This window comes from uncultured Cetobacterium sp., assembly GCF_947038635.1.
In the GTDB taxonomy this organism is placed as follows: Bacteria; Fusobacteriota; Fusobacteriia; order Fusobacteriales; family Fusobacteriaceae; genus Cetobacterium_A.
On the sequence record NZ_CAMQXC010000001.1, the window covers coordinates 1 to 19195 of the forward strand.

The 19195-nt window shown below is 24.4% G+C and carries 24 protein-coding genes; 2 read left to right on the top strand and 22 right to left on the bottom strand.

The annotated features are described in order from the left end of the window. Positions 1 to 45 precede the first annotated feature (45 nt). The 22 genes from ispF to rpmH all read right to left on the bottom strand — a co-directional run bounded on the left by ispF (position 46) and on the right by rpmH (position 16054). On the bottom strand, positions 46 to 522 hold the full coding sequence (gene ispF / locus Q0V08_RS00005; RefSeq protein WP_297430942.1) for a 2-C-methyl-D-erythritol 2,4-cyclodiphosphate synthase: 477 nt from the start codon (positions 520 to 522) through the stop codon (positions 46 to 48). A 9-nt stretch (positions 523 to 531) separates the two neighbouring features. Then, complete coding sequence (gene rfaE1 / locus Q0V08_RS00010) at positions 532 to 1518, bottom strand: D-glycero-beta-D-manno-heptose-7-phosphate kinase (RefSeq protein WP_297430943.1); 987 nt, start codon at positions 1516 to 1518, stop codon at positions 532 to 534. Between the two features lies 1 nt (position 1519). Next, positions 1520 to 3076 carry a hypothetical protein gene (locus Q0V08_RS00015; RefSeq protein ID WP_297430945.1) on the bottom strand — a complete coding sequence of 519 codons (1557 nt, stop codon included), beginning with the start codon at positions 3074 to 3076 and terminating at the stop codon, positions 1520 to 1522. Continuing rightward, positions 3077 to 3532 carry a hypothetical protein gene (locus Q0V08_RS00020; protein ID WP_297430946.1) on the bottom strand — a complete coding sequence of 152 codons (456 nt, stop codon included), beginning with the start codon at positions 3530 to 3532 and terminating at the stop codon, positions 3077 to 3079. It lies immediately after the preceding gene. Between the two features lie 170 nt (positions 3533 to 3702). After that, a complete protein-coding gene (locus tag Q0V08_RS00025) occupies positions 3703 to 4395 on the bottom strand; it encodes a hypothetical protein (protein WP_297430949.1) in 693 nt (230 codons plus the stop codon). Further along, positions 4376 to 4930 (bottom strand): hypothetical protein, encoded by a 555-nt coding sequence (locus tag Q0V08_RS00030; RefSeq protein ID WP_297430950.1) that lies wholly within the window; start codon positions 4928 to 4930, stop codon positions 4376 to 4378. The genes Q0V08_RS00025 and Q0V08_RS00030 overlap by 20 nt, the downstream gene beginning before the upstream one ends. Then, a complete protein-coding gene (locus Q0V08_RS00035) occupies positions 4899 to 5423 on the bottom strand; it encodes a prepilin-type N-terminal cleavage/methylation domain-containing protein (protein WP_297430952.1) in 525 nt (174 codons plus the stop codon). Before Q0V08_RS00035 ends, Q0V08_RS00030 begins: the two co-directional genes overlap by 32 nt. Continuing rightward, positions 5404 to 5739: a hypothetical protein gene (locus Q0V08_RS00040; protein ID WP_297430954.1), complete on the bottom strand. Its 336-nt coding sequence runs from the start codon at positions 5737 to 5739 to the stop codon at positions 5404 to 5406. Before Q0V08_RS00040 ends, Q0V08_RS00035 begins: the two co-directional genes overlap by 20 nt. Further along, entirely contained in the window at positions 5726 to 6187 is a 462-nt protein-coding gene (locus tag Q0V08_RS00045; protein WP_297430956.1) for a prepilin peptidase, read from the bottom strand. The genes Q0V08_RS00040 and Q0V08_RS00045 overlap by 14 nt, the downstream gene beginning before the upstream one ends. Then, positions 6172 to 6618 (bottom strand): prepilin-type N-terminal cleavage/methylation domain-containing protein, encoded by a 447-nt coding sequence (locus tag Q0V08_RS00050; protein WP_297430958.1) that lies wholly within the window; start codon positions 6616 to 6618, stop codon positions 6172 to 6174. The genes Q0V08_RS00045 and Q0V08_RS00050 overlap by 16 nt, the downstream gene beginning before the upstream one ends. An 8-nt stretch (positions 6619 to 6626) precedes the next feature. Next, positions 6627 to 7781 (bottom strand): type II secretion system F family protein, encoded by a 1155-nt coding sequence (locus Q0V08_RS00055; protein WP_297430960.1) that lies wholly within the window; start codon positions 7779 to 7781, stop codon positions 6627 to 6629. After that, positions 7778 to 8923: a GspE/PulE family protein gene (locus Q0V08_RS00060; RefSeq protein WP_297430962.1), complete on the bottom strand. Its 1146-nt coding sequence runs from the start codon at positions 8921 to 8923 to the stop codon at positions 7778 to 7780. The genes Q0V08_RS00055 and Q0V08_RS00060 overlap by 4 nt, the downstream gene beginning before the upstream one ends. Before the next feature lie 3 nt (positions 8924 to 8926). Then, complete coding sequence (locus tag Q0V08_RS00065; protein WP_297430964.1) at positions 8927 to 9079, bottom strand: hypothetical protein; 153 nt, start codon at positions 9077 to 9079, stop codon at positions 8927 to 8929. Next, positions 9076 to 9642: a hypothetical protein gene (locus Q0V08_RS00070; RefSeq protein WP_297430966.1), complete on the bottom strand. Its 567-nt coding sequence runs from the start codon at positions 9640 to 9642 to the stop codon at positions 9076 to 9078. The genes Q0V08_RS00065 and Q0V08_RS00070 overlap by 4 nt, the downstream gene beginning before the upstream one ends. Before the next feature lie 22 nt (positions 9643 to 9664). After that, entirely contained in the window at positions 9665 to 10480 is an 816-nt protein-coding gene (locus tag Q0V08_RS00075) for a histidinol-phosphatase HisJ family protein (RefSeq protein ID WP_297430968.1), read from the bottom strand. A 108-nt stretch (positions 10481 to 10588) separates the two neighbouring features. Further along, complete coding sequence (gene mnmG / locus Q0V08_RS00080) at positions 10589 to 12439, bottom strand: tRNA uridine-5-carboxymethylaminomethyl(34) synthesis enzyme MnmG (RefSeq protein WP_297430970.1); 1851 nt, start codon at positions 12437 to 12439, stop codon at positions 10589 to 10591. Between the two features lie 87 nt (positions 12440 to 12526). Further along, on the bottom strand, positions 12527 to 13894 hold the full coding sequence (mnmE, locus tag Q0V08_RS00085; RefSeq protein WP_297430972.1) for a tRNA uridine-5-carboxymethylaminomethyl(34) synthesis GTPase MnmE: 1368 nt from the start codon (positions 13892 to 13894) through the stop codon (positions 12527 to 12529). Between the two features lie 11 nt (positions 13895 to 13905). Further along, on the bottom strand, positions 13906 to 14643 hold the full coding sequence (gene jag, locus Q0V08_RS00090) for an RNA-binding cell elongation regulator Jag/EloR (RefSeq protein WP_297430974.1): 738 nt from the start codon (positions 14641 to 14643) through the stop codon (positions 13906 to 13908). Between the two features lie 10 nt (positions 14644 to 14653). Next, positions 14654 to 15262 carry a YidC/Oxa1 family membrane protein insertase gene (locus Q0V08_RS00095; RefSeq protein WP_023050042.1) on the bottom strand — a complete coding sequence of 203 codons (609 nt, stop codon included), beginning with the start codon at positions 15260 to 15262 and terminating at the stop codon, positions 14654 to 14656. Position 15263: 1 nt separating this feature from the next. Then, positions 15264 to 15500, bottom strand: a complete 237-nt coding sequence (gene yidD, locus Q0V08_RS00100; RefSeq protein WP_040406499.1) for a membrane protein insertion efficiency factor YidD — start codon at positions 15498 to 15500, stop codon at positions 15264 to 15266. A 13-nt stretch (positions 15501 to 15513) separates the two neighbouring features. After that, positions 15514 to 15855, bottom strand: coding sequence for a ribonuclease P protein component (gene rnpA, locus Q0V08_RS00105; RefSeq protein WP_297430977.1), 342 nt, complete (start codon positions 15853 to 15855; stop codon positions 15514 to 15516). A gap of 64 nt (positions 15856 to 15919) precedes the next feature. After that, positions 15920 to 16054 (bottom strand): 50S ribosomal protein L34, encoded by a 135-nt coding sequence (gene rpmH, locus Q0V08_RS00110; RefSeq protein ID WP_023050045.1) that lies wholly within the window; start codon positions 16052 to 16054, stop codon positions 15920 to 15922. A 763-nt stretch (positions 16055 to 16817) separates the two neighbouring features. Between rpmH and Q0V08_RS00115 the strand changes: the two genes are divergently transcribed. Together Q0V08_RS00115 and Q0V08_RS00120 are read left to right on the top strand one after the other, a co-directional pair. Next, positions 16818 to 18668 carry a replication initiator protein A gene (locus Q0V08_RS00115; RefSeq protein ID WP_297430979.1) on the top strand — a complete coding sequence of 617 codons (1851 nt, stop codon included), beginning with the start codon at positions 16818 to 16820 and terminating at the stop codon, positions 18666 to 18668. A 225-nt stretch (positions 18669 to 18893) separates the two neighbouring features. Next, positions 18894 to 19157 carry an HPr family phosphocarrier protein gene (locus tag Q0V08_RS00120; protein WP_023050032.1) on the top strand — a complete coding sequence of 88 codons (264 nt, stop codon included), beginning with the start codon at positions 18894 to 18896 and terminating at the stop codon, positions 19155 to 19157. Positions 19158 to 19195: the final 38 nt, after the last annotated feature.

Consider the following 19195-nt stretch of genomic DNA (forward strand, 5'->3'; position numbering starts at 1 on the left):
GTATAGCACAATCCATTCACTAACGCAACTATTTTTTTATATTTTTTATTTTTTTTGTAAAAGAACAACACAATAAGATTTTATTCCTTCCTCATTGCCTGTAAATCCTAGTTTTTCTTCTGTAGTAGCTTTTATACTTATATTTGAAATTTCCGTTTCTAATACTTTAGAAATTTTATCTCTCATTTCATCTAAATAAGGTTTCAATTTAGGTTGTTGAGCAACAATTATACAATCTAAATTTATAATTCTATATCCTTTTTCTTTAATTAAACTAAATACTCTTTCTAAAAGTATCATACTATCTATATCTTTATATTCATTTGATGTATCTGGAAAATGTTGACCTATATCTCCTAAAGCTAAAGCTCCTAAAAGAGCATCCATTACAGCATGGACCAATACATCACCATCTGAGTGACCCAAGACACCTTTTAGGTGAGGTATCTCTACCCCACCTAAAATTAATTTTCTTCCTTCAACTAATCTATGAACATCATAACCATTTCCTATTCTTAACATGAAGACTACCTACTTCCACTCATTATAAATTCTATTATAAAAATCTAAAATCTCTTCAGTTGTAACTGTTGATGTTCCCATTTTTCCCACTACTACACCTGCTGCAGTATTTGCTATCTTAGCAGCTTCATGCAATGTTACACCTGCTGCACTAGCTAACGTAAATACAGAGATAACTGTATCTCCTGCCCCTGTTACATCAAATACTTCTTTTGCATATGTTGGAATATTTATTACCTCATCATTTTGAAACAAACTCATTCCCTCTTCACTTCTTGTTAAAAGAAGATTATTTAATTCTAATTTTTCTTTTAATTCTTTTCCAACTTCTATTATATTATCAAAACTTTTTTTACCTAAACACTCAATGGCTTCCTTTCTATTTGGTGTCATTGAAGTCGCTCCAATATAGTTTAAAGCGTTTTTAGGCTTTGGATCAACTGTTACTATTATCCCTTTTTCTTTACATAATGATATTATCTTTTTTACAACTTTTGGTGTTAGAACTCCCTTATCATAATCAGATAAAATTATTGCATCTAATCCATCAATTTGTTTCTCTATCTGTTTTAATAAAATATCTTCTAAATTTTCAGTGATTGGTCTTGCATCTTCCCAATCTAATCTTAAAAGTTGTTGGTTTCCACCTATTATTCTCCTTTTTACAATAGTAGGCCTATCTTCACTTCTTACAATCCCCATTGTTTCTATAGATTTTTTTTCTAACTCTTTTATTAATCTATCTCCATCAAAATCTTCTCCAACAACTCCAAAACAAACTGCTTTAGCTCCTAATGTTGATAGATTATTAACTACGTTTGCTGCTCCACCTAATACAAATCTTTCCTCTTTTATTGAAACTACTGGTACTGGTGCTTCTGGAGAAATTCTTTCAACTGATCCAATTAAATAATCATCTAACATCATATCCCCAACTACTGCTACTTTTAAATTTTGAAAACTTTTAAGTATCTCTTCTAATCTACTTTTTTCCATTTTAAATCTCCTCTATTACTTCAGCTTTTAATTTTATGTATAAATCTGTATGTTCTAATCTACTTGATTTACTCTTAAATAAAATTCCTACAGCTGGAATTTCACTTAAAATAGGAACTTTACTATTTATTTTTTGATCTATTTTTCTTTTTAAACCACCTATTAAAATCACATCATTATTTTTTAATCTAACTTTTGTTTGAAGATTTCTAGATATTTTAGAACCTCCATCCGCATTAAATGTTCCAGAATTAATATCACTAGGTTTTAAAGATTTTTTTAATTTAAAATCACTTGCTTCTAAATTCAAATCTAAATAAACACTATTATCTTCTTTTATGTATGGTAAAACTTTTAATATAATTCCAGCTTCTTTAAATATAGGTGTATATGTAACAGTATCATTATTTGTGTTTTCTTCTTTATCTTGACCAACAATAACCTCTTCCGTCATTTTCAAAACTCCAGTTTCACCATTCAATAATATTATTGATGGTAACGCATTTATTGTTAAATCTTGAGTTGTTTCTAACAAAGTCAAAGTTAAGTCTAAAACATCTTTTCCACTGTTAAATTTACTTATAAAATTTATAGAACTTCCCATTATTTCACCTAAACCATCTACTGTCCCAGATATAAGCGTTTCTAAATATATACCACTACTTTTATCAGATAATCTTCCTTGAGTATCATAGGCCCAATTAAAACCAAGCTCTTCAAAAAGATTTTCTTTTACATCAATTATCTCTGCGGTAACTCTAACTTGTTTTTTTCTTCTATCTAATTTCTTTATTAAACTTTTTGCAGTATAAACTATATCACCTTTTCCAAAAAGCACTATAGAATTATTTCCAGAACTAATTGAAACTTTTAATTTATCTTCAAAAGTTTCTTTTATTATTTTTTCAATCTCTTCATGGTTTAAATTTTCCAATGAAATATTTTCTATTATATCATCTTTTTTGTTTTTTTGTTCCCTTTCTTGAGGGATATTTTTAGGGAAATTCAAATTTTTTCTCTCTACGTAAAAATCAAATTTATTAACTCCATCCTTTATTTCTAAAAAATCACCATTATAAGTATAATCATTAGATAAAATAGATATAAAATAAGTTCCCTTTACAATACTATCTATTAAATATTCTCCATAAGTTCCTGAATAAGCTTCAATAGTTTCTCTTCTTTTTAAAATTATTTTTACTCCCTTTAACTCTTTATTTGTATTTTTATCAAATACTTTTCCAACTAGCATATCTTTATCTTCTGATTTTCTTCCACGAAATATTAATGTTTTTCCATTTTTTATTTTAGTTAGTCCGTATGTTGTTTCCATTACATCCAAAATTTCATCTATAGATGTTCCCTTTTTAAAATATCCATCAACAACTATATCTTTTACATAGCTATCTCCAATCATTGTATATTTAGAATATTTCGAAAGATGAGCAAATAAATCTACAATAGGGATATCCTTTAAATCTAATTCCTTTGGATATGTTTCCATTGAGAAATTAGCAAGATATATGAAAATAAATAATATAAAAATTTTATATTTCATTTAAATAGACCTCCTTTTTTTACCAATTTCTCTTGTTTTATTTTTTTTAAAAGTCCCATCATTATAATAATCATAATCTAAATTTTCTTTTTTATTATTGAATATATACATAACATTCATTTTTAAATCTAAAATATTATCATTTATTTCTATCAATATAGAATCCTTTTTTAATGTTATATATCTTTTTTCTTCTTCTAACTGAAATATAAAATTATAGATATCCATTTCTCTTCCTGTACTATGATAAAAAAAAGTTCCCTCTATATCATTTAAACTTTTTATTGCTTTTACTTCTCTTCCAATTACCTCAATTGTTAAATTATTTTCATTTGAAATATCATCAATGAATTTGAAAACATCGTATTCATTATTGAAAATTAATTTTTGTTTCTCTTCTAATAATTCATTTTTTTTTGAAATTAAATTTTTTTCTTCATCAGTATTTCTCTTCAATATTCTTTGTTTTTCTATTTCTATACTTTTTAAATTTTTAAGTTCTATTTTTAATTTTTCTCTTATATCAAATCTGTTTTTTAAAACTAATATTGGTTTAAATAATAAAAAATATATTATTAAAAAATTTATTATTGTAAGTATAACTTTAATTTTTAAATTTAAATTCTTTAACTTATCTCTAATTCCATTAAAAAATATACAATTTCCCCCTCTTTTTTTATAAAATCAAATTTTGATTCAATAATTTTTTTATCCATTAATAAATATTTTTTCAGCTTAAATATATTATTTATATTTTTTCCTGTTCCATTTAATATTATTTTATTTTCTAAAAACTCTATTTTTTCTAAGTTTACATCAGATTTTTTACATGCTTTTGATAAAAAAACTAAACTATCCCCAATTTTAGTTTTTTTAAATTTTAACTCTTCATCTTCATCTAAGGAAATTTGAGAAATTTTAATATCTAACTCTTTTAAACTTTTCTTATGACTAATAATTTCTTTTTTTAAATTTAAATTTTCTATATCTAACTTATAATTTCTTAAATAAATAGCTAAACCAAAAATAAACTCTATTGTTAATATTGTCAATAATACTATTTTAATCTTTTTTCCTGTTACTTTAGGTTCTTTTAATAACCATCCATTTTTATTAATAATTTCTTTTATTTGAAGAATTATTTCATTATCTAAAACAATTTTTATTTTTAGTATTACTTCATCAGCAACTTCATATATAGATAATAATTCATTTATTTCTCTTGGAATATCCTCTTCATTTTGAAATAAACCTTGATTAATTATTTCTCCATCTTCTGATAATTTTATTCCTCTATCACTAATTTCCAATATTTTCATTTTTTAATCTAGCCTCAACTCCTCTTATCTCTCTTTTATAACTTTTAAAAAAATCTAATTCTCCTTGTAAATATTCATAAAATAAATCTATTTTAATTTCTATTTGATTTTTTTCTATATCTATAACTTTAATTAATTTTATTTCAAAAATATTTTTTGTAAATGGAATAAACTTTAATCTATCTTCTATAAGTTTTTCATTTTGTTTAACTGTATCTCTTTTATAACCACTTTTAGAAATTTCATTTACATCAATCCAAATAAGAGTTTTATCTTCAAAATACTCAATTATATCTCTATAATCACCACTTTCAATTAAATTGTTTCCTTTAAAAATTTCATACTCTGCTACTGTAGAAAGATTTTCTGTAATCCAATAGTCATCATTTGATATTTTTAAAGAAGATAAACTATCAATTTCATTTTTATAATTTAATAAGCTCATCGAAAATAACCAAACTAAAAGAGTAAGAATAAATAAAATACTTGGAAGAATATATCCATTATTTTTTGAACTCTTTTTTAAATTTTTCATTTAAGTAGTGTCCCTCCATTGAAACTCCATAATCTTCTAAATTAAAATTTGCTTTTAGATTTTTTATAATATTCTCTCTACTTTCGATCTCTACATTTATCATATTTTTTCTTTTATATTTTCCAGAAAAAGATGTAATAATACTGTCTTCTGAATAATATATCTCTATATCGGAGTAAGATTCTTCTCCAGGAATATATTTTTCAACTATAAGTGTATTTCCGTTCTTTAAAGATGGCTTAGAGTAATCAATATAAACATTTATTTTCTCTAAATTATATATTTTATATTCCAATGATTCATATATAGATGTATTTATACTTTCTAATATTAATTTCATATTCTTATTAAAACGAAATCTATTCATTTCTAGTTTTCTTTCTATGTTTAGATATTTTAAATAATAAAATAAAATTTGGAAAATAATTGTAATTATTACTAAAGTAGATAATATTTCTATTATTGAAAATCCTTTATTTTTGTCTATATACATATAATTTACTCTCTCTTTTTAAACTATTTTTTTCCACTTTTATCTCTAATTCGTATATTTTTTCATAAATTTTCTTTGTTTTTATATTAATTGTATACTCTTCATTTGAAGAGATATAATCACCTATATTTAACGAATTTTTATAAAATGATCTAATTTTTTCTATTTCATTTTCTAAATTATTAAATTCATTTAATTTATTAAATCCTTTTTTTAAAGAGATTAAAGAATATAATAGTGGATTTAAAACTAATAATAATATAATTAGACTTATTAAAACCTCTAAATATGTTCCTCCCTTTCTACCATTTTCCATAATTTTCCTTAATTATAACTAAAAAATATGACAAAATTAAAAATGGCCCAAAAGCTATATCTTTATCTAGTTTTTTTAAAAATATATATTTTCCTCCTAAATAAATTAAAGGAGTAATAAAACTTATATTTAAAAAAATTAATATATCAAAAACTTTATCAAATTTTAAAAGAAATCCTAAACTTGTAACTAGTTTTACATCTCCCATTCCTATACATTCTTTATTTAAAATATCACTTCCATATCCATATATTAAGATAAAAGGCAATGTATATAATGCAGCACCCAAAATTCTTTCTTGTAAATCTCCTTCTAAAAAACCTAAAATTATCCCTAAAAAAAGTAATGCTAAATTGCTTTTATTCAAAATTATTTTTTCTCTTACATCTCTTATTATTATCTCTAATAAAATTACTACTATAAAAAAATATACTATAACTTTGACCATTCATCTCCCCTTATATTAAATTCAGCTGTATCTCCATGAGGAGTTAATATAAATTCTTTATTACTATTTAAATCTACCTTTACTTTTCCACCATATTTTATTTCTTTAGTTTCTGGACTTTCTTTACTTCCTCCAATATCTATTAAAAGTTCATTTTCTACTAATTCAAATTTATCTCCTACATATTTCGATAATTCTACTAAAATATCATTCATACTATTATCTTTTGAACTTGGATAATTTCCGTTTTCTAAATAGTAAGTTTCATTAGCCATTCTTAAACTTTGCAGTGTATTTATTGCCTTTGAATCCTTTGCAAGAGCTAAGTAGTCTCTTACTTTTGGAGCTATAAAACTACTTAAAATACCTATTACACCTAAAACTAAAACTATTTCAATTACACTAAATCCTTTATTTTTCTTCTTTTTCATTAAACCTCCTAAATTTCTAAAATATCACTCATATTTAATATTGGTAAATACAAACCAATTACAAATACGCTTATTAATATTCCTACAAGCAATAATAAAATAGGCTCTGATAGTTTTAAAACTATCTTTAACTTTTTATTTAACTCCTCTTCTCTCACTAAAGAAATCTCTTTTAAAACTATTTCGACAGTTCCACTTTCTTCTCCAACTTTAATCATATCTATTTCTTCTAAAGATAATATATTGAGTTTCTTAAAACATTCTGAGAGCAACTCTCCTTTTTTTATATTTTTTAATATAAACATTCTGTTTTTTAAATATCCACTATCTAAATTTTCTAAAATAATATCTATTCCCTTATCTATCGATATTCCTGATTCTAATAATAGAGAAAGATTTTCTAAAATATTTATTATATATTTTTCCAATAAATATTTTTTTATAAAAGATACCTTTTGTAATTGCTTTTTTAAATGAAAAAATTTTATAGAAAAAAAAAATACACAAATTATTATAATTATTGTGTAGGGAAATTTATTCAAGATATGTTGAGTATTTAAAATTATTCTTGTTAAAAATGGTAATTTATTTTTTTCTATTTCATATAATATTTGAAAATTAGGTACAATAAAGTAAAAAATTAAAAGTATTATTATTGTTGATATGAATAAGATAAAAGTTGGATATGATAAAGCTATTTTTAACTCATTTTTTAATTTTTCTTTTTTTTGTTTCAAATAAGCTACTTTTAAAAAACCATCACCTATTTTTCCAGCATTTTCTGAAACATAGATTATTAAAAGCTCTCTTTCTTTTATTAAATTCTCACTTCTTAAAATTTCATATATATCCTCTCCTTTCTCTAATTTTTTATAAAGATTAAAAATTCTAAATTTTAAACTTAAATTTTTACAACTATTTTTTTGAAACTCTATAGATTTTTTTAAGGAAAGTCCTGCGTTTAATAGTCTTCCTATTTTAAAATATATTTTCTCTAACTCTTTCTCTTTAATCCTCCTTTCAAATTGTATTTCTAAAATTTTTATTAATTTTTTTTTATCTTTAACTAATCTATCTAAAAGTATTTTTTTATTTTTTTCTAAATATATATCTTCTATCTGATTTCTTTCTTTATCAAGAATAAGACATCTATATAATTTCATATTAAGCACTCTTTTAAAACTTCAGATTTTGTTGTAATTCTAGTTTCGACTTTTATAAAACCATTATCTAAAAGTGTTTTAAAACCTTTTAACTTTAAATAATTCTCTAAATCTTTTATACTTTTATTTAAAATAATATCTCTTATCTCTTTATCAAAAAATATTATCTCTTCTACAACTTCTCTACCTTTAAAACCTTCATTGCAACAACTATTTTCAGTTTTGCCACCACATATTTTACATACTTTTCTAACTAATCTTTGACTTTCAATAGCATTTATAGCTGTTGCAATAATAAATTTATCTACTCCAAAATTGATTAATCTATCAATAGCTGATATTGCATCTTTTGTGTGAAGAGTAGTTATAACCAAATGACCTGTTAAAGATGCCATTAATGCTATTTCTGCAGTTTCTTTATCTCGTATCTCTCCAACTAATATAATATCTGGATCTTGTCTTAAAACACTTCTTAATATTTTTGAAAAATCTAGTCCTATCTCATTTTTACATTGAATTTGATTAATATTTGGAAATTGATATTCTATTGGATCTTCTATTGTAATTATATTTAATTTTTCATTATTTAAATAATTTACTATTGAATAAAGAGTTGTTGTTTTTCCACTTCCAGTTGGTCCACAAAATAGTAATAATCCATTTTTTCTATTCAACAGTTCTTTTAGTTTAATTAAATTTTCATTTGTAAATCCTAAATTTTCTAAAGAAACTTCAGATATATTATTTTTTAATATTCTTAAAACACACCTTTCTCCAAATATAGTTGGAACTAATGAAACTCTAAAATCTATTTTCTCATTCTTGTATCGTCCTTTAAATCTTCCGTCTTGAGGAAGTCTTTTCTCTCCAATATCAAGTTCACTCATTAACTTTAGCTTAGTCATTAATTTTAATCCAAAATTTTTATTTAAATCTTGATAGTATTTTAAGATACCATCTATACGAACTCTTATTTTAATATCAATTTCTTTTGATTCTATATGTATATCTGAAACATTCTCTTTTAAACTATAGAATATTAATTCATTTAAAAATTCTAAGATATCTTCTTTATTATTTTTTATTTCACTAAAGTCCCTTATTTCAAAAACTTCTCTTTTAAAATAAATATTTTCCCCCATATATCATCTCCTTTCAACTTTTAATACTTTGAATTGAATTTTATTCTCATTTGTAGAAACTTTTACATATTTAATTAACATTTTATTTTTATATGTTGTTTTTATTGGTACAACAGTAAAAACAATCATTATTAAAAAATAATTTTTTAAATTCATTGTTCCTCCATCCATCCAATTCTATTTTGTCCCTCTTGTGAATAGTGATAATTCAATATGTTATCGTAATTAATATCCTTTACAGCTCTATTTAAATATATATTTATTTTTAAAACTTTTTCTTTCTGAAATGTATAAAATGCAACTCTATTTTCAACTTGATTATTATAACCAAATACATATATTGTAAAAGCTTTACTTAAATTTCCACTTTTTGTTGTATCAACTTTAAATTTTTGATTTCTACTGTTATCATAAATTATTTCATATTTTAGTTTTTCAGGAAGATATAATTTTTCTATAATTTCACTATTTAATTTTTTTACATTTAAATTCTTATTTAACATGTCAATTTCTATCTGATATTTACTTTTTTCATATAGCGATCTCATAGTATATTTAATAAAAAAAGTTTGAATGATACGTCTACTTTTTTCAAGGTCCATTTTCTCATTATATTTTAATATTTTGTAAAATAAAAAAGAGCTAACTATAAAAATAATAGCAATACATGCTATTGTCTCTAAAAAAGTTAGCCCTTTGTTCTTTTTATTTTTGTTCATACTCACCTTCTCTTAAAGAAAATTATTTTATTTTTTTAAAAGATACATCAAGTTGGTCAAAAGATGAAATATATTTCACTCCTATACTTTCTAAAAAATCATATGCTTTTTTAAAATCTTTACCTAAATCTGATGCTTTATGTGAATCTGAACCTATTGTTATAACTTCTCCTCCTAGTTTAAAATAACGTTTTACTATATCATCACAAGGATAAAATCTATTTTCATTATATCTTATTCCAGAAGTATTAATTTCAATACCCTTTCCTTTAGAAATAATTTTTTTTAAAATCTCATCAATTATATCTTGATATCTTATATAATCTATAAAACCTTTTTTGTCAATACCACCATATCTTGTAATAAAGTCAAGATGACCTTGAACACTAAACCCATTGAAGTTTTCTACACTTTTTAATATTTCTAAAAAATATTTGTCATGAGCTTGTTCTCTTGTTTTGGTTTCCCAAAACTCCTTTTGATCTAAAAGTAATTTATCCACACTGTGAACAGAAGATATTATAAAATCAAATGGATATTTTTCTATAATTTTATCTCCAACTTCTCCTAGATGTCTTTGAATTCCAAATTCCATCCCTAATTTTATATCTAAGTCACCCTTATGTTGTTCTTTTAACTTTAAAATCGTTGGAACGTATTCATCTAAATTTAACATAAAATCATTACTATTCATTGTCCCAATTACATCTAAATCCATATGATCAGTTATTGCAATTTCTTTAATACCTAATTCTTTTGCTTTTCTACAAATTCTATCTAAATCTTCTACAGAATCTCCAGAAAAACTACTATGTATATGATAATCACTAATAATCACTATTTTTCCTCCAAAATCTATTTTATAGTTATAAGTATAACAAAAAAAACTGTAAATACAAGTTATTTAACTTTATCTTTACAGTTTTTATTATTGTCCGTAGTACTATTATTTTTTTAAAGTTGCTAAAAGTAAAGCTATATCATTTCCTGTTACTCCACTTATTCTTGAAGCTTCTCCTATTGAAAGAGGTTTAATCTCTTTTAATCCAGCTTTAGCTATATTTGAAATACCAGTTACAGTATCAAAATCAAAATCTTCCGGAATACTTAAAGCTTCTAATCTTTTAAATCTTTCTATCTGCTCTCTCTCTCTTTCAATAAATACCTCATACTTTATCATCGTCTCAATTTGATTTTTTACAAATTCAGGATATTCAGGAATATGTAATAAATGAGCTAAATCATCATATGAAACCTCTTTAAATTTAAGAAGTTCATTTGCTTGAACCCCTTTAGTTAATCTTTGTTCTGCTCCCTTTTTTTCTAATAATTCATTAGCATCTTTCATTGGAACTTTTGTTTCTTTTATTCTCTCAATCTCTTTATATACATCTTCTCTACATTTTTTCAAATAATTAATTTTATCTTCTGGAACAATTCCAATCTCCTCAGCTTTATCTAATAGTCTCATAAAACCATTATCAAATCTAAGTGTCAATCTATACTCTGATCTAGATGGTAACACTCTATAAGGCTCAGGTGTCTTTTTATGAATGATATCATCAACTAGTACTCCTATATATCCTTCACTTCTATCAAAAATTACAGGCTGCTTATTTAATGTTTTTCTTGCTGCATTAACTCCAGCAATAAATCCTTGTGTTGCTGCCTCTTCATATCCAGATGTTCCATTTATCTGACCTGCAAAATATAATCCTTTTATTTTTTTACTTTCTAAACTTGGATATAATTGTGATGCAGGTGCATAATCATACTCTACTGCATAACCATATCTCATTATTTTAGCATTTTCTAGACCTTTGATAGATTTTAACATCGCTTCTTGAGCAAACGGTGGCATTGCTGTCGTTAATCCATTCACATAAAGTTCATTTGATTCACTTGATTCTAACTCCAAAAATATCTGATGGTCATATTTATCTGGAAAGTTTAAAACCTTTCTATCTAAAGATGGACAGTGTCTAGGTCCATGTGTTTCAATTATTCCAGAAACTATTGGAGAAAATTTTAACATCTCTTTTGTTACATTTAAAGTTTCCTCTGAAGTATGAGTTAACCATGTTGGAACTACATTATTTTTTTCTTTTTGTGTATATATAGAAAAATATCTTGGATGCTCCTCTCCATAAAGTGGCTTCATAACAGAAAAATCCACAGTTCTCTTATCTATTCTTGGAGGAGTTGCTGTTTGATATCTTTCTAAATGTATTCCATTCTTTTGTAAACTATCTGATAATTTTTCAGCTGAATTTTCACCCATTCTTCCAGCAGGATATTTTACATCTCCTATAACTATTCTTCCTTTTAAAAATGTTCCAGTAGCTAATACAACTGTTTCTGCTAAATATTCAATTCCTAAAGCTGTTTTAACACCTTTAATCATATCATTTTCAAGCAAAAGTTCATCTACACTATCTTGCATAATCTCTAAGTTTTCAGTTTCTTCAAGTAATGTTTTCATTTTTGTTCTATATAAAAATTTGTCAGCTTGTCCTCTTGTTATTCTAGCAGCAGGACCTTTACTTGTATTTAAATGTTTTAATTGAAGATTGTATTGATCTGTATGTCTTCCCATCTCTCCACCTAAAACATCTATCTCTGCAACTAAATTACTTTTTCCAGGTCCACCTATTGATGGATTACATGACATCATTCCTATATTATCTAATGCCAACGTAAAAAGTAGTGTTTTTCTATTCAATCTAGCACTTGCTAAAGCAGCTTCAACTCCAGCATGTCCTCCACCAACAACTATTACATCATATTTAAAAGTCATATATTTCTCCTTTTATTTTTGTCCATATACATAAATAAATATCAAAAAAATTATAGCCACAGACAATAAATCTGTGGCTGATACCTTTTATTTTCCTACACAGAAATTACTAAAGATATGATCTAAAAGATCTTCATTACTAATCTCTCCCGTTACCTCTGACAATGAATCTAAAGCTTCTTTTAAATCGACAGCTATTAAATCCATTGGTAATCCCATATCTATTGTTTCAAATATATTTTCCACTGCTTGCTTAGTTTTTTCCAATGCTGACTTATGTCTAACGTTAGTAATAACTAATTTTTGTGAACTATCTTCAACTTGGCCAGAAATAACATAATTGTATATCTCTTTCTCCATTGAATCTATTCCTATTTTTTCTAATGCAGAAATTTTTATCCATTTTTTTATTTTTGTTAATGGTGTTATATCTAATTTAGATTCTACATCTGTTTTGTTTATAAGACCTATAACTTTATCAGCATGAATTCTTTCATGAATTTTTAAATCTTCTTCATCTAATTCTCTAGAGTTATCAACAACAAATAAGACTAAATCTGCCTTTTCAATTAACTCTTTTGATTTTTCTACACCTATATTCTCTACTAAATCATCTGTTTTTCTTATTCCTGCAGTATCTACTAAAACTAAAGGAATTCCATTCAGATTGACAACTTCTTCAATAATATCTCTAGTAGTTCCAGCTATATGAGTTACAATAGCTCTTTCTTCTCTTAAAATAGAGTTTAATAAACTTGATTTTCCAACATTAGGCTTTCCTACAATAGCTGTTTTTACACCCTCTTTAATCATTTTTCCTTTATTATAAGATTTAATTAAAGCATCTGTTGTATTTACAACGTTATGTAAATTTTCTACTAAGTCATGTGGTAATGGATCATCTATTCCTTCTTCAGGATAATCTAAAACTACATTGACATGTGCTGAAACATCTAAAAGTTGTTTTTTTAATATATCAATTTGCTCTCTTAAATCTCCTCTAAGTTGATTTAATGATAATGATATACTTTTATCAGTTTTTCCATGTATTAAATCTATTACAGCTTCAGCTTGAGTTAAGTCTAATCTTCCATTCATGAAAGCTCTTCTAGTAAATTCACCTATTTCAGCTATTCTAGCTCCACTTTTTAAAACTAATTCTAAGACTTTTTCTGTAATCAGAAATCCACCATGACAGTTTATTTCTACAATATCTTCTTTTGTATAAGTGTTAGGTCCTTTCATTATTGAAACTAAAACTTCATCTATAATTTCATCTCCATCATAAAGATGACCATAGTTAATGCTAAAATTTCTAAGTTCGCTAACATCTTTTTTTGATATAGGTTTAAATATTTTTGTTAGTATACATAAAGAATCACTTCCTGACATTCTAACAATTCCTATTCCACCTTCTCCTCTTGGAGTTGAAATGGCAGCAATAGTATCAAACATATAACTCACCCCTATTTCTTTTTTCTAATAACAATATATCTCTTAGGGTCTTTTCCTTCGCTATAAGTATCTAATTCTGAATATTTATTAACAACTTCATGTATAATTTTTCTTTCTCTTGGTGGCATCGGATTTAATTTTATTGGTTTAGTAGTTTTCATAGCTTTTTCAGCCATCTTTCTTGCTAAATCTCTCAATGTTACATTTCTTTTTTCTTTAAATCCTTCTACATCAACATCTATTCTAACATCTTTAATTAAAGTATTTAACAGATATTCATAGCTATTTAATGTTTTACCTTTTTTTCCAATAATTATTCCATTATCTTCACCATAAAGGTTTATAACACAATTTCTACCCTCTAATCTTAAAATTTCAACTTCTAAATCAAGTCCCATTTTATTTAATAATTCTTGAGATGTTTTTATTATCTCTTTTTCTCTATTTTCTTTTAATTCTTTTTTTGATTCTTTTTTTTCTTGTTCTGCTTCTATGTTAGTTTCTGATTTCTCTGTAGTTTTTACTACTTCATCTTTTTCTGGACCTGAAATCTTAATCTCTTCAGCTTCTACTTCTCTGCTAACTTCAACTTTATATAATCCATCTTTAGCAAAAAAACCAAAGAACGACTTAGGCTTCTCTAATTCAGTAACTTGAACAACTTGATCAGCAGTAACCTCCAATATCTTTATAGCTCTAGCAATAGCAACTTCTCTATTACTCGCTTTGATTTCAATTATATTTTCCATAACTCTAGTCTTAGTCTCCTTTTTTCATTATGAAATATTGTTGTACAATTCCCACAAAGCTTGATGTTAACCAATAAACTTGTAGTCCTGCTGGCATTTTGTAAGAAATAAATACCATCATTACTGGGAAGATATACATCATTTGTTTCATTTGTGGATTACTATCTGTTCCTGTTAATTTCTGTTGAATAAATGCAACAACTCCATTTAAAACAGGTAATATATAATAAGGATCCGGTTGTAATAGATTCATCCATAAGAATGATTCAGCAGGAACGATTCCTCTTTCAGCTCTTAAAACACCAAATAGTGCCCATAAAATTGGTAATTGAACTAAAAGTGGTAAACATCCTCCAGCCGGATTTACATTTTTTTCTTTATAAAGTTCCATTGTTTTCTGGTTTAATAAATTTTTATCATGACCATATTTTTCTTTGTATTGCTCTAATATTGGTTGTAACTCTTTCATTTTTTTCATTGATTTATCTTGTTTCAATGTTAACGGTAATAATATTATTTTTATTAATATTGTTAATCCTATTATAGCTAAACCGAAATTTCCTGTAATTCCATTTATAAATAGCAATATTTGTTCAAATATTTTGTATAAAAATTCCATTTTATTTTTTTCCTCCGCATTTTTTAACTGGTGGCACTGGATCATATCCGCCTTTAGAATATGGGTGACACCTTAAAATTCTTAATATTCCCAAATACACTCCTTTAAAAACTCCATGCATTTCAATTGCATCATACATGTATTTTGAACAAGAAGGTTGAAATATACAGTTTTTCCCCAAAAATATTGAAATATATTTTTGATAAAATCTTATTAAAATCAAGATAGTTTTTTTCAAAATATAAACTAAACTATTTTTTAAATAATTTAGAATTTTTAAGAACACGGTCAAGATCTTTTTTCATCTCCTCAAAACTTAAAGTCTTAAATTTTTCTCCAGCTGTTCTTTTTGCAACAAAAATTATGTCATAACCTGTTATTAGGTTTTCTTCATTTAAACGACAATACTCTCTAAATAATCTTTTTAATCTGTTTCTACAAACTGCATTTCCAGTTTTTTTACTTACAACAAATCCAAATTTGTTTTCATTAGTTTCATTTGCTTTAAAAAAAATAAGAGAGTAATATCCAAATGATTTTTTTCCATAATTATAAACATTTTGAAACTCCCTATTTTTTTTTAAATTAATCATAATATTTAACTCCCTAAAATAGTCCTTAAATCTTTAAAAACCCGGTGTTTTAGATCACCGGGTTTTATGCTGATAATACTTTTCTTCCTCTTGCTCTTCTTCTCTTTAATACTTTTCTTCCGTTTTTAGTTGCCATTCTAGCTCTAAATCCGTGATCCTTCTTGTATTTTCTGTTATTTGGCTGATAAGTTCTTTTCATTTTTTCACCTCCTAAAAATATCTATATTTCAGATAAATATTTTAGAAGAAATTTTGAGTTTTGTCAAGTAAATTCTAATAAATAAAAAATTAATCTTAAAATTCAAACAAAATAATAAATTATAAGGAGATTGATTGTATTCATGCACATAGTTGTTTTTTGTTTTTTGTATAATGTTATATGTACAGACTAAGTTAAAAAAAAAACATACGTTCAACCATTGATTTTAAAGAATTTATATATAAAAAAATATTATTGATAATATACAATTGAAATACTGTTGATTTTATTGAGTAGTGTTAGCACTTAATTTATTTAAATCTAATAAAATCAATACTTTTTAAATATTATTGATAATATACATAAAAGAGAAGTCCAATTTTACAGGAGTTTTGTGTATTAGTAGATTTATAAAGCTAGAAAAATCAATAGTTTTATAAAAAAAATAAATATTATTGTGAGTATACATAAAAGAAAAGGTTATTTTATAAGGGATTTTAATTTAGTAAATAATAAAAACTTAATAAATATAAGCTTTTTAATAATTGAAAAAATATTATTGATAATATACACAAAATAAACCGTTTATTTATATACATTTAGACTTATTTAAAAATTAAAAAACCTTATTTTATAAGGGGATTAAAAAACAAAAAAATATTATTGTTAATATACAGAAAAAATGGTATATTATATTACGCTAAATATATTTATTATTGTTAATATACATATTTAGTATTATAAAATTATAGAGAGGTTTTTAATGGAAAAGAAGGTGAAAAAAGAAAAAGATGATATCGTAGAAAATTTTAATATAACATCTACAGGATCACTTTTAACAGATATAACAAAAATTGATATAAGATTAAATCAATTACCAGATATTGAAGTTAGAGAAGTTATAATAAAAGAAACTGGAAATTTTTTAAATTTAAAAGATAATGTAATAAATATACCTGTCGAAATGATTGTTTTTCCATTTTTTACTCCTCAAAAACAAAATAAAAGAGTAAATTTTCAATATTCTTTTGAAGATTTAGGTGTTACTATGTATTGTACATTAGTAGCTAAAGATTCAAGAGATAAAGTATTTCAACCATCTATTTTTGAAGAAAAAATATATACGTATTTAATTTCAACTTATGAAGCAAAAAAAGATTTAGATGATGAAGATGAATATATTGAATTTGAAATTTCAGACTTTATAGTTCATTTTTTAGGAAATAAGATGAATAGAACTTATTATACAAAAGTTGAACAAGCTTTAAAGAATTTAAAGAATACAGAATATCAATTTATAGTTTCAAATCATACAAAATTAGGGAAGTATAAGTTTGAAGATGAGGAATTTAAGCTTCTAACTTATCAAAAATTAAAAAAAGGTAAAAAAATATATTATAGAGTTACTCTTAATAAAAACATAAGAAAAAAAATAAGTGATAAAAGATATATAAAATATAATTCAAAGGCTTTGATGGAAATTTTAGCAAAAGATCCTATAGCTGGAAGAATTTATAAATACATTAGTAAAATTAGATATGAAAAGCAAGAAGATAGAATAAATTTAAGAACAATAGCTGCAATTATTCCATTAAAAACAGAACAAACAACAGAAAGAGTAAATAAAAATGGAGATACAAAAACTTATGTTCTTTGTAGAATGAAGCAGGTATTGAAAAGAGTTGAAAAAGCCTATGATGTATTAGTCGAACTTGGATATGTGGAGTATTACAAATCATATCAAGATAAAAGTGAAGATACATATTATATAATTTATAAATTTAATAGTAAAAAAGATGGAGAATGTCATGTTTCGTCATTTATAGAAAATTCAAAGTCAAATAAGCCTAAAGAGATTACTTATTCAAAAGAGAAAGAAAGATATGTTGAAAAATCCAATTTTAATTCCGATGATATAGAAGAAGCTGAAATTGTTGAGATTATAAATGAAAAACCAAAAAAAGAAGAAAAATTAAAGATAGAGAGTAAAAAAGAAGTAAAAAAAGAAGTTATAAAAAAAGTTGAAAAAAATAATGAATTTATTTATCCAGATGAAGTAATAAAATATATTCAAAAAGCCAAGAAAAATATATATGTTTCAAGATCGTGGGATAAAAGAACAGATACAAAGATAAAGAAAATTTTTATAGAAGAGGGAGAAATTGTTTTAATTGAAGTCTTGAAAATTATATATAAAAATTTGAATTCTAATATAAAAACAACTTTAGTTCAATACATAAATGGTGTTCTAAAAAATCTCTTAAGTCAAGAAAATGATGTTTCAAAACAAAACTTAACTTTATTTAACAATATTGTTAAAGAAAAAGGATTAATAAGTAAAAAGAAAATAAATCAAGCAAGAAGAACCGTTAAAAAACCAGTTATAAATAGTTTAAAAGAATTAATTGATGAAACTGATATATCTGTAGATATATTAAAGGTTTTTGATGAATATGATGAGTATGAAAAATTAAAAATAGAGGAGCAAGCTATTAAACTTTGTTCTCTAGAAGAAAATATAGATGTGAATTTTTTACTTACTATGAAAAGAAAATCAAAAAAAATCTATTTTAATACAATAAAAAAATATATTGAGAGAGTTATTAATGAGTAGATTTAACAAAACGTTAAATATGTTAAATCAGAGTGTATAAAATAGTTAAAATATCATAAAATACACAATTAAAGACTTAAAAATGAACATTTTTTGACAAAAAAACAATTCAAAATAAAAATTGACAAAATTTTGAAAATTAAGTATTCTATATTTGAATAATAGATTTAAACTTTATGTTTTTATATAATAATAAACAATAAATGTAGAAAGGTGAGTAGGATTATGGTAAGTAAAACAGTTGAAATTAAAAATGAAACAGGACTACATACAAGACCTGGTAACGAATTTGTAAGTTTAGCAAAAACATTTACATCTCAAATTGAATTAGAAAATGAAGAAGGAAAAAAAGTAAAAGGAACATCTTTACTAAAATTACTTTCTTTAGGAATTAAAAAAGGTGCAAAAATAACAGTTCATGCTGCAGGAGAAGATGAGAACGAAGCAGTTGAGAAGTTAGCTCACCTACTTGAAAATCTAAAGGACTAATAAATAGGACGATAGTTTAAAGTGTGAGAAGGATGGGG

Excerpts from the sequence above, each read along its gene's own strand:
- ispF (WP_297430942.1), bottom strand. The coding sequence starts at position 522 with ATGTTAAGAATAGGAAATGGTTATGATGTTCATAGATTAGTTGAAGGA.
- rfaE1 (WP_297430943.1), bottom strand. The coding sequence starts at position 1,518 with ATGGAAAAAAGTAGATTAGAAGAGATACTTAAAAGTTTTCAAAATTTA.
- Q0V08_RS00015 (WP_297430945.1), bottom strand. The coding sequence starts at position 3,076 with ATGAAATATAAAATTTTTATATTATTTATTTTCATATATCTTGCTAAT.
- Q0V08_RS00025 (WP_297430949.1), bottom strand. The coding sequence starts at position 4,395 with ATGAAAATATTGGAAATTAGTGATAGAGGAATAAAATTATCAGAAGAT.
- Q0V08_RS00030 (WP_297430950.1), bottom strand. The coding sequence starts at position 4,930 with ATGAAAAATTTAAAAAAGAGTTCAAAAAATAATGGATATATTCTTCCA.
- Q0V08_RS00035 (WP_297430952.1), bottom strand. The coding sequence starts at position 5,423 with ATGTATATAGACAAAAATAAAGGATTTTCAATAATAGAAATATTATCT.
- Q0V08_RS00040 (WP_297430954.1), bottom strand. The coding sequence starts at position 5,739 with ATGGAAAATGGTAGAAAGGGAGGAACATATTTAGAGGTTTTAATAAGT.
- Q0V08_RS00045 (WP_297430956.1), bottom strand. The coding sequence starts at position 6,187 with ATGGTCAAAGTTATAGTATATTTTTTTATAGTAGTAATTTTATTAGAG.
- Q0V08_RS00050 (WP_297430958.1), bottom strand. The coding sequence starts at position 6,618 with ATGAAAAAGAAGAAAAATAAAGGATTTAGTGTAATTGAAATAGTTTTA.
- Q0V08_RS00055 (WP_297430960.1), bottom strand. The coding sequence starts at position 7,781 with ATGAAATTATATAGATGTCTTATTCTTGATAAAGAAAGAAATCAGATA.
- Q0V08_RS00060 (WP_297430962.1), bottom strand. The coding sequence starts at position 8,923 with ATGGGGGAAAATATTTATTTTAAAAGAGAAGTTTTTGAAATAAGGGAC.
- Q0V08_RS00065 (WP_297430964.1), bottom strand. The coding sequence starts at position 9,079 with ATGAATTTAAAAAATTATTTTTTAATAATGATTGTTTTTACTGTTGTA.
- Q0V08_RS00070 (WP_297430966.1), bottom strand. The coding sequence starts at position 9,642 with ATGAACAAAAATAAAAAGAACAAAGGGCTAACTTTTTTAGAGACAATA.
- mnmG (WP_297430970.1), bottom strand. The coding sequence starts at position 12,439 with ATGACTTTTAAATATGATGTAATAGTTGTTGGTGGAGGACATGCTGGA.
- mnmE (WP_297430972.1), bottom strand. The coding sequence starts at position 13,894 with ATGTTTGATACTATTGCTGCCATTTCAACTCCAAGAGGAGAAGGTGGA.
- jag (WP_297430974.1), bottom strand. The coding sequence starts at position 14,643 with ATGGAAAATATAATTGAAATCAAAGCGAGTAATAGAGAAGTTGCTATT.
- Q0V08_RS00095 (WP_023050042.1), bottom strand. The coding sequence starts at position 15,262 with ATGGAATTTTTATACAAAATATTTGAACAAATATTGCTATTTATAAAT.
- rnpA (WP_297430977.1), bottom strand. The coding sequence starts at position 15,855 with ATGATTAATTTAAAAAAAAATAGGGAGTTTCAAAATGTTTATAATTAT.
- rpmH (WP_023050045.1), bottom strand. The coding sequence starts at position 16,054 with ATGAAAAGAACTTATCAGCCAAATAACAGAAAATACAAGAAGGATCAC.
- Q0V08_RS00115 (WP_297430979.1), top strand. The coding sequence starts at position 16,818 with ATGGAAAAGAAGGTGAAAAAAGAAAAAGATGATATCGTAGAAAATTTT.
- Q0V08_RS00120 (WP_023050032.1), top strand. The coding sequence starts at position 18,894 with ATGGTAAGTAAAACAGTTGAAATTAAAAATGAAACAGGACTACATACA.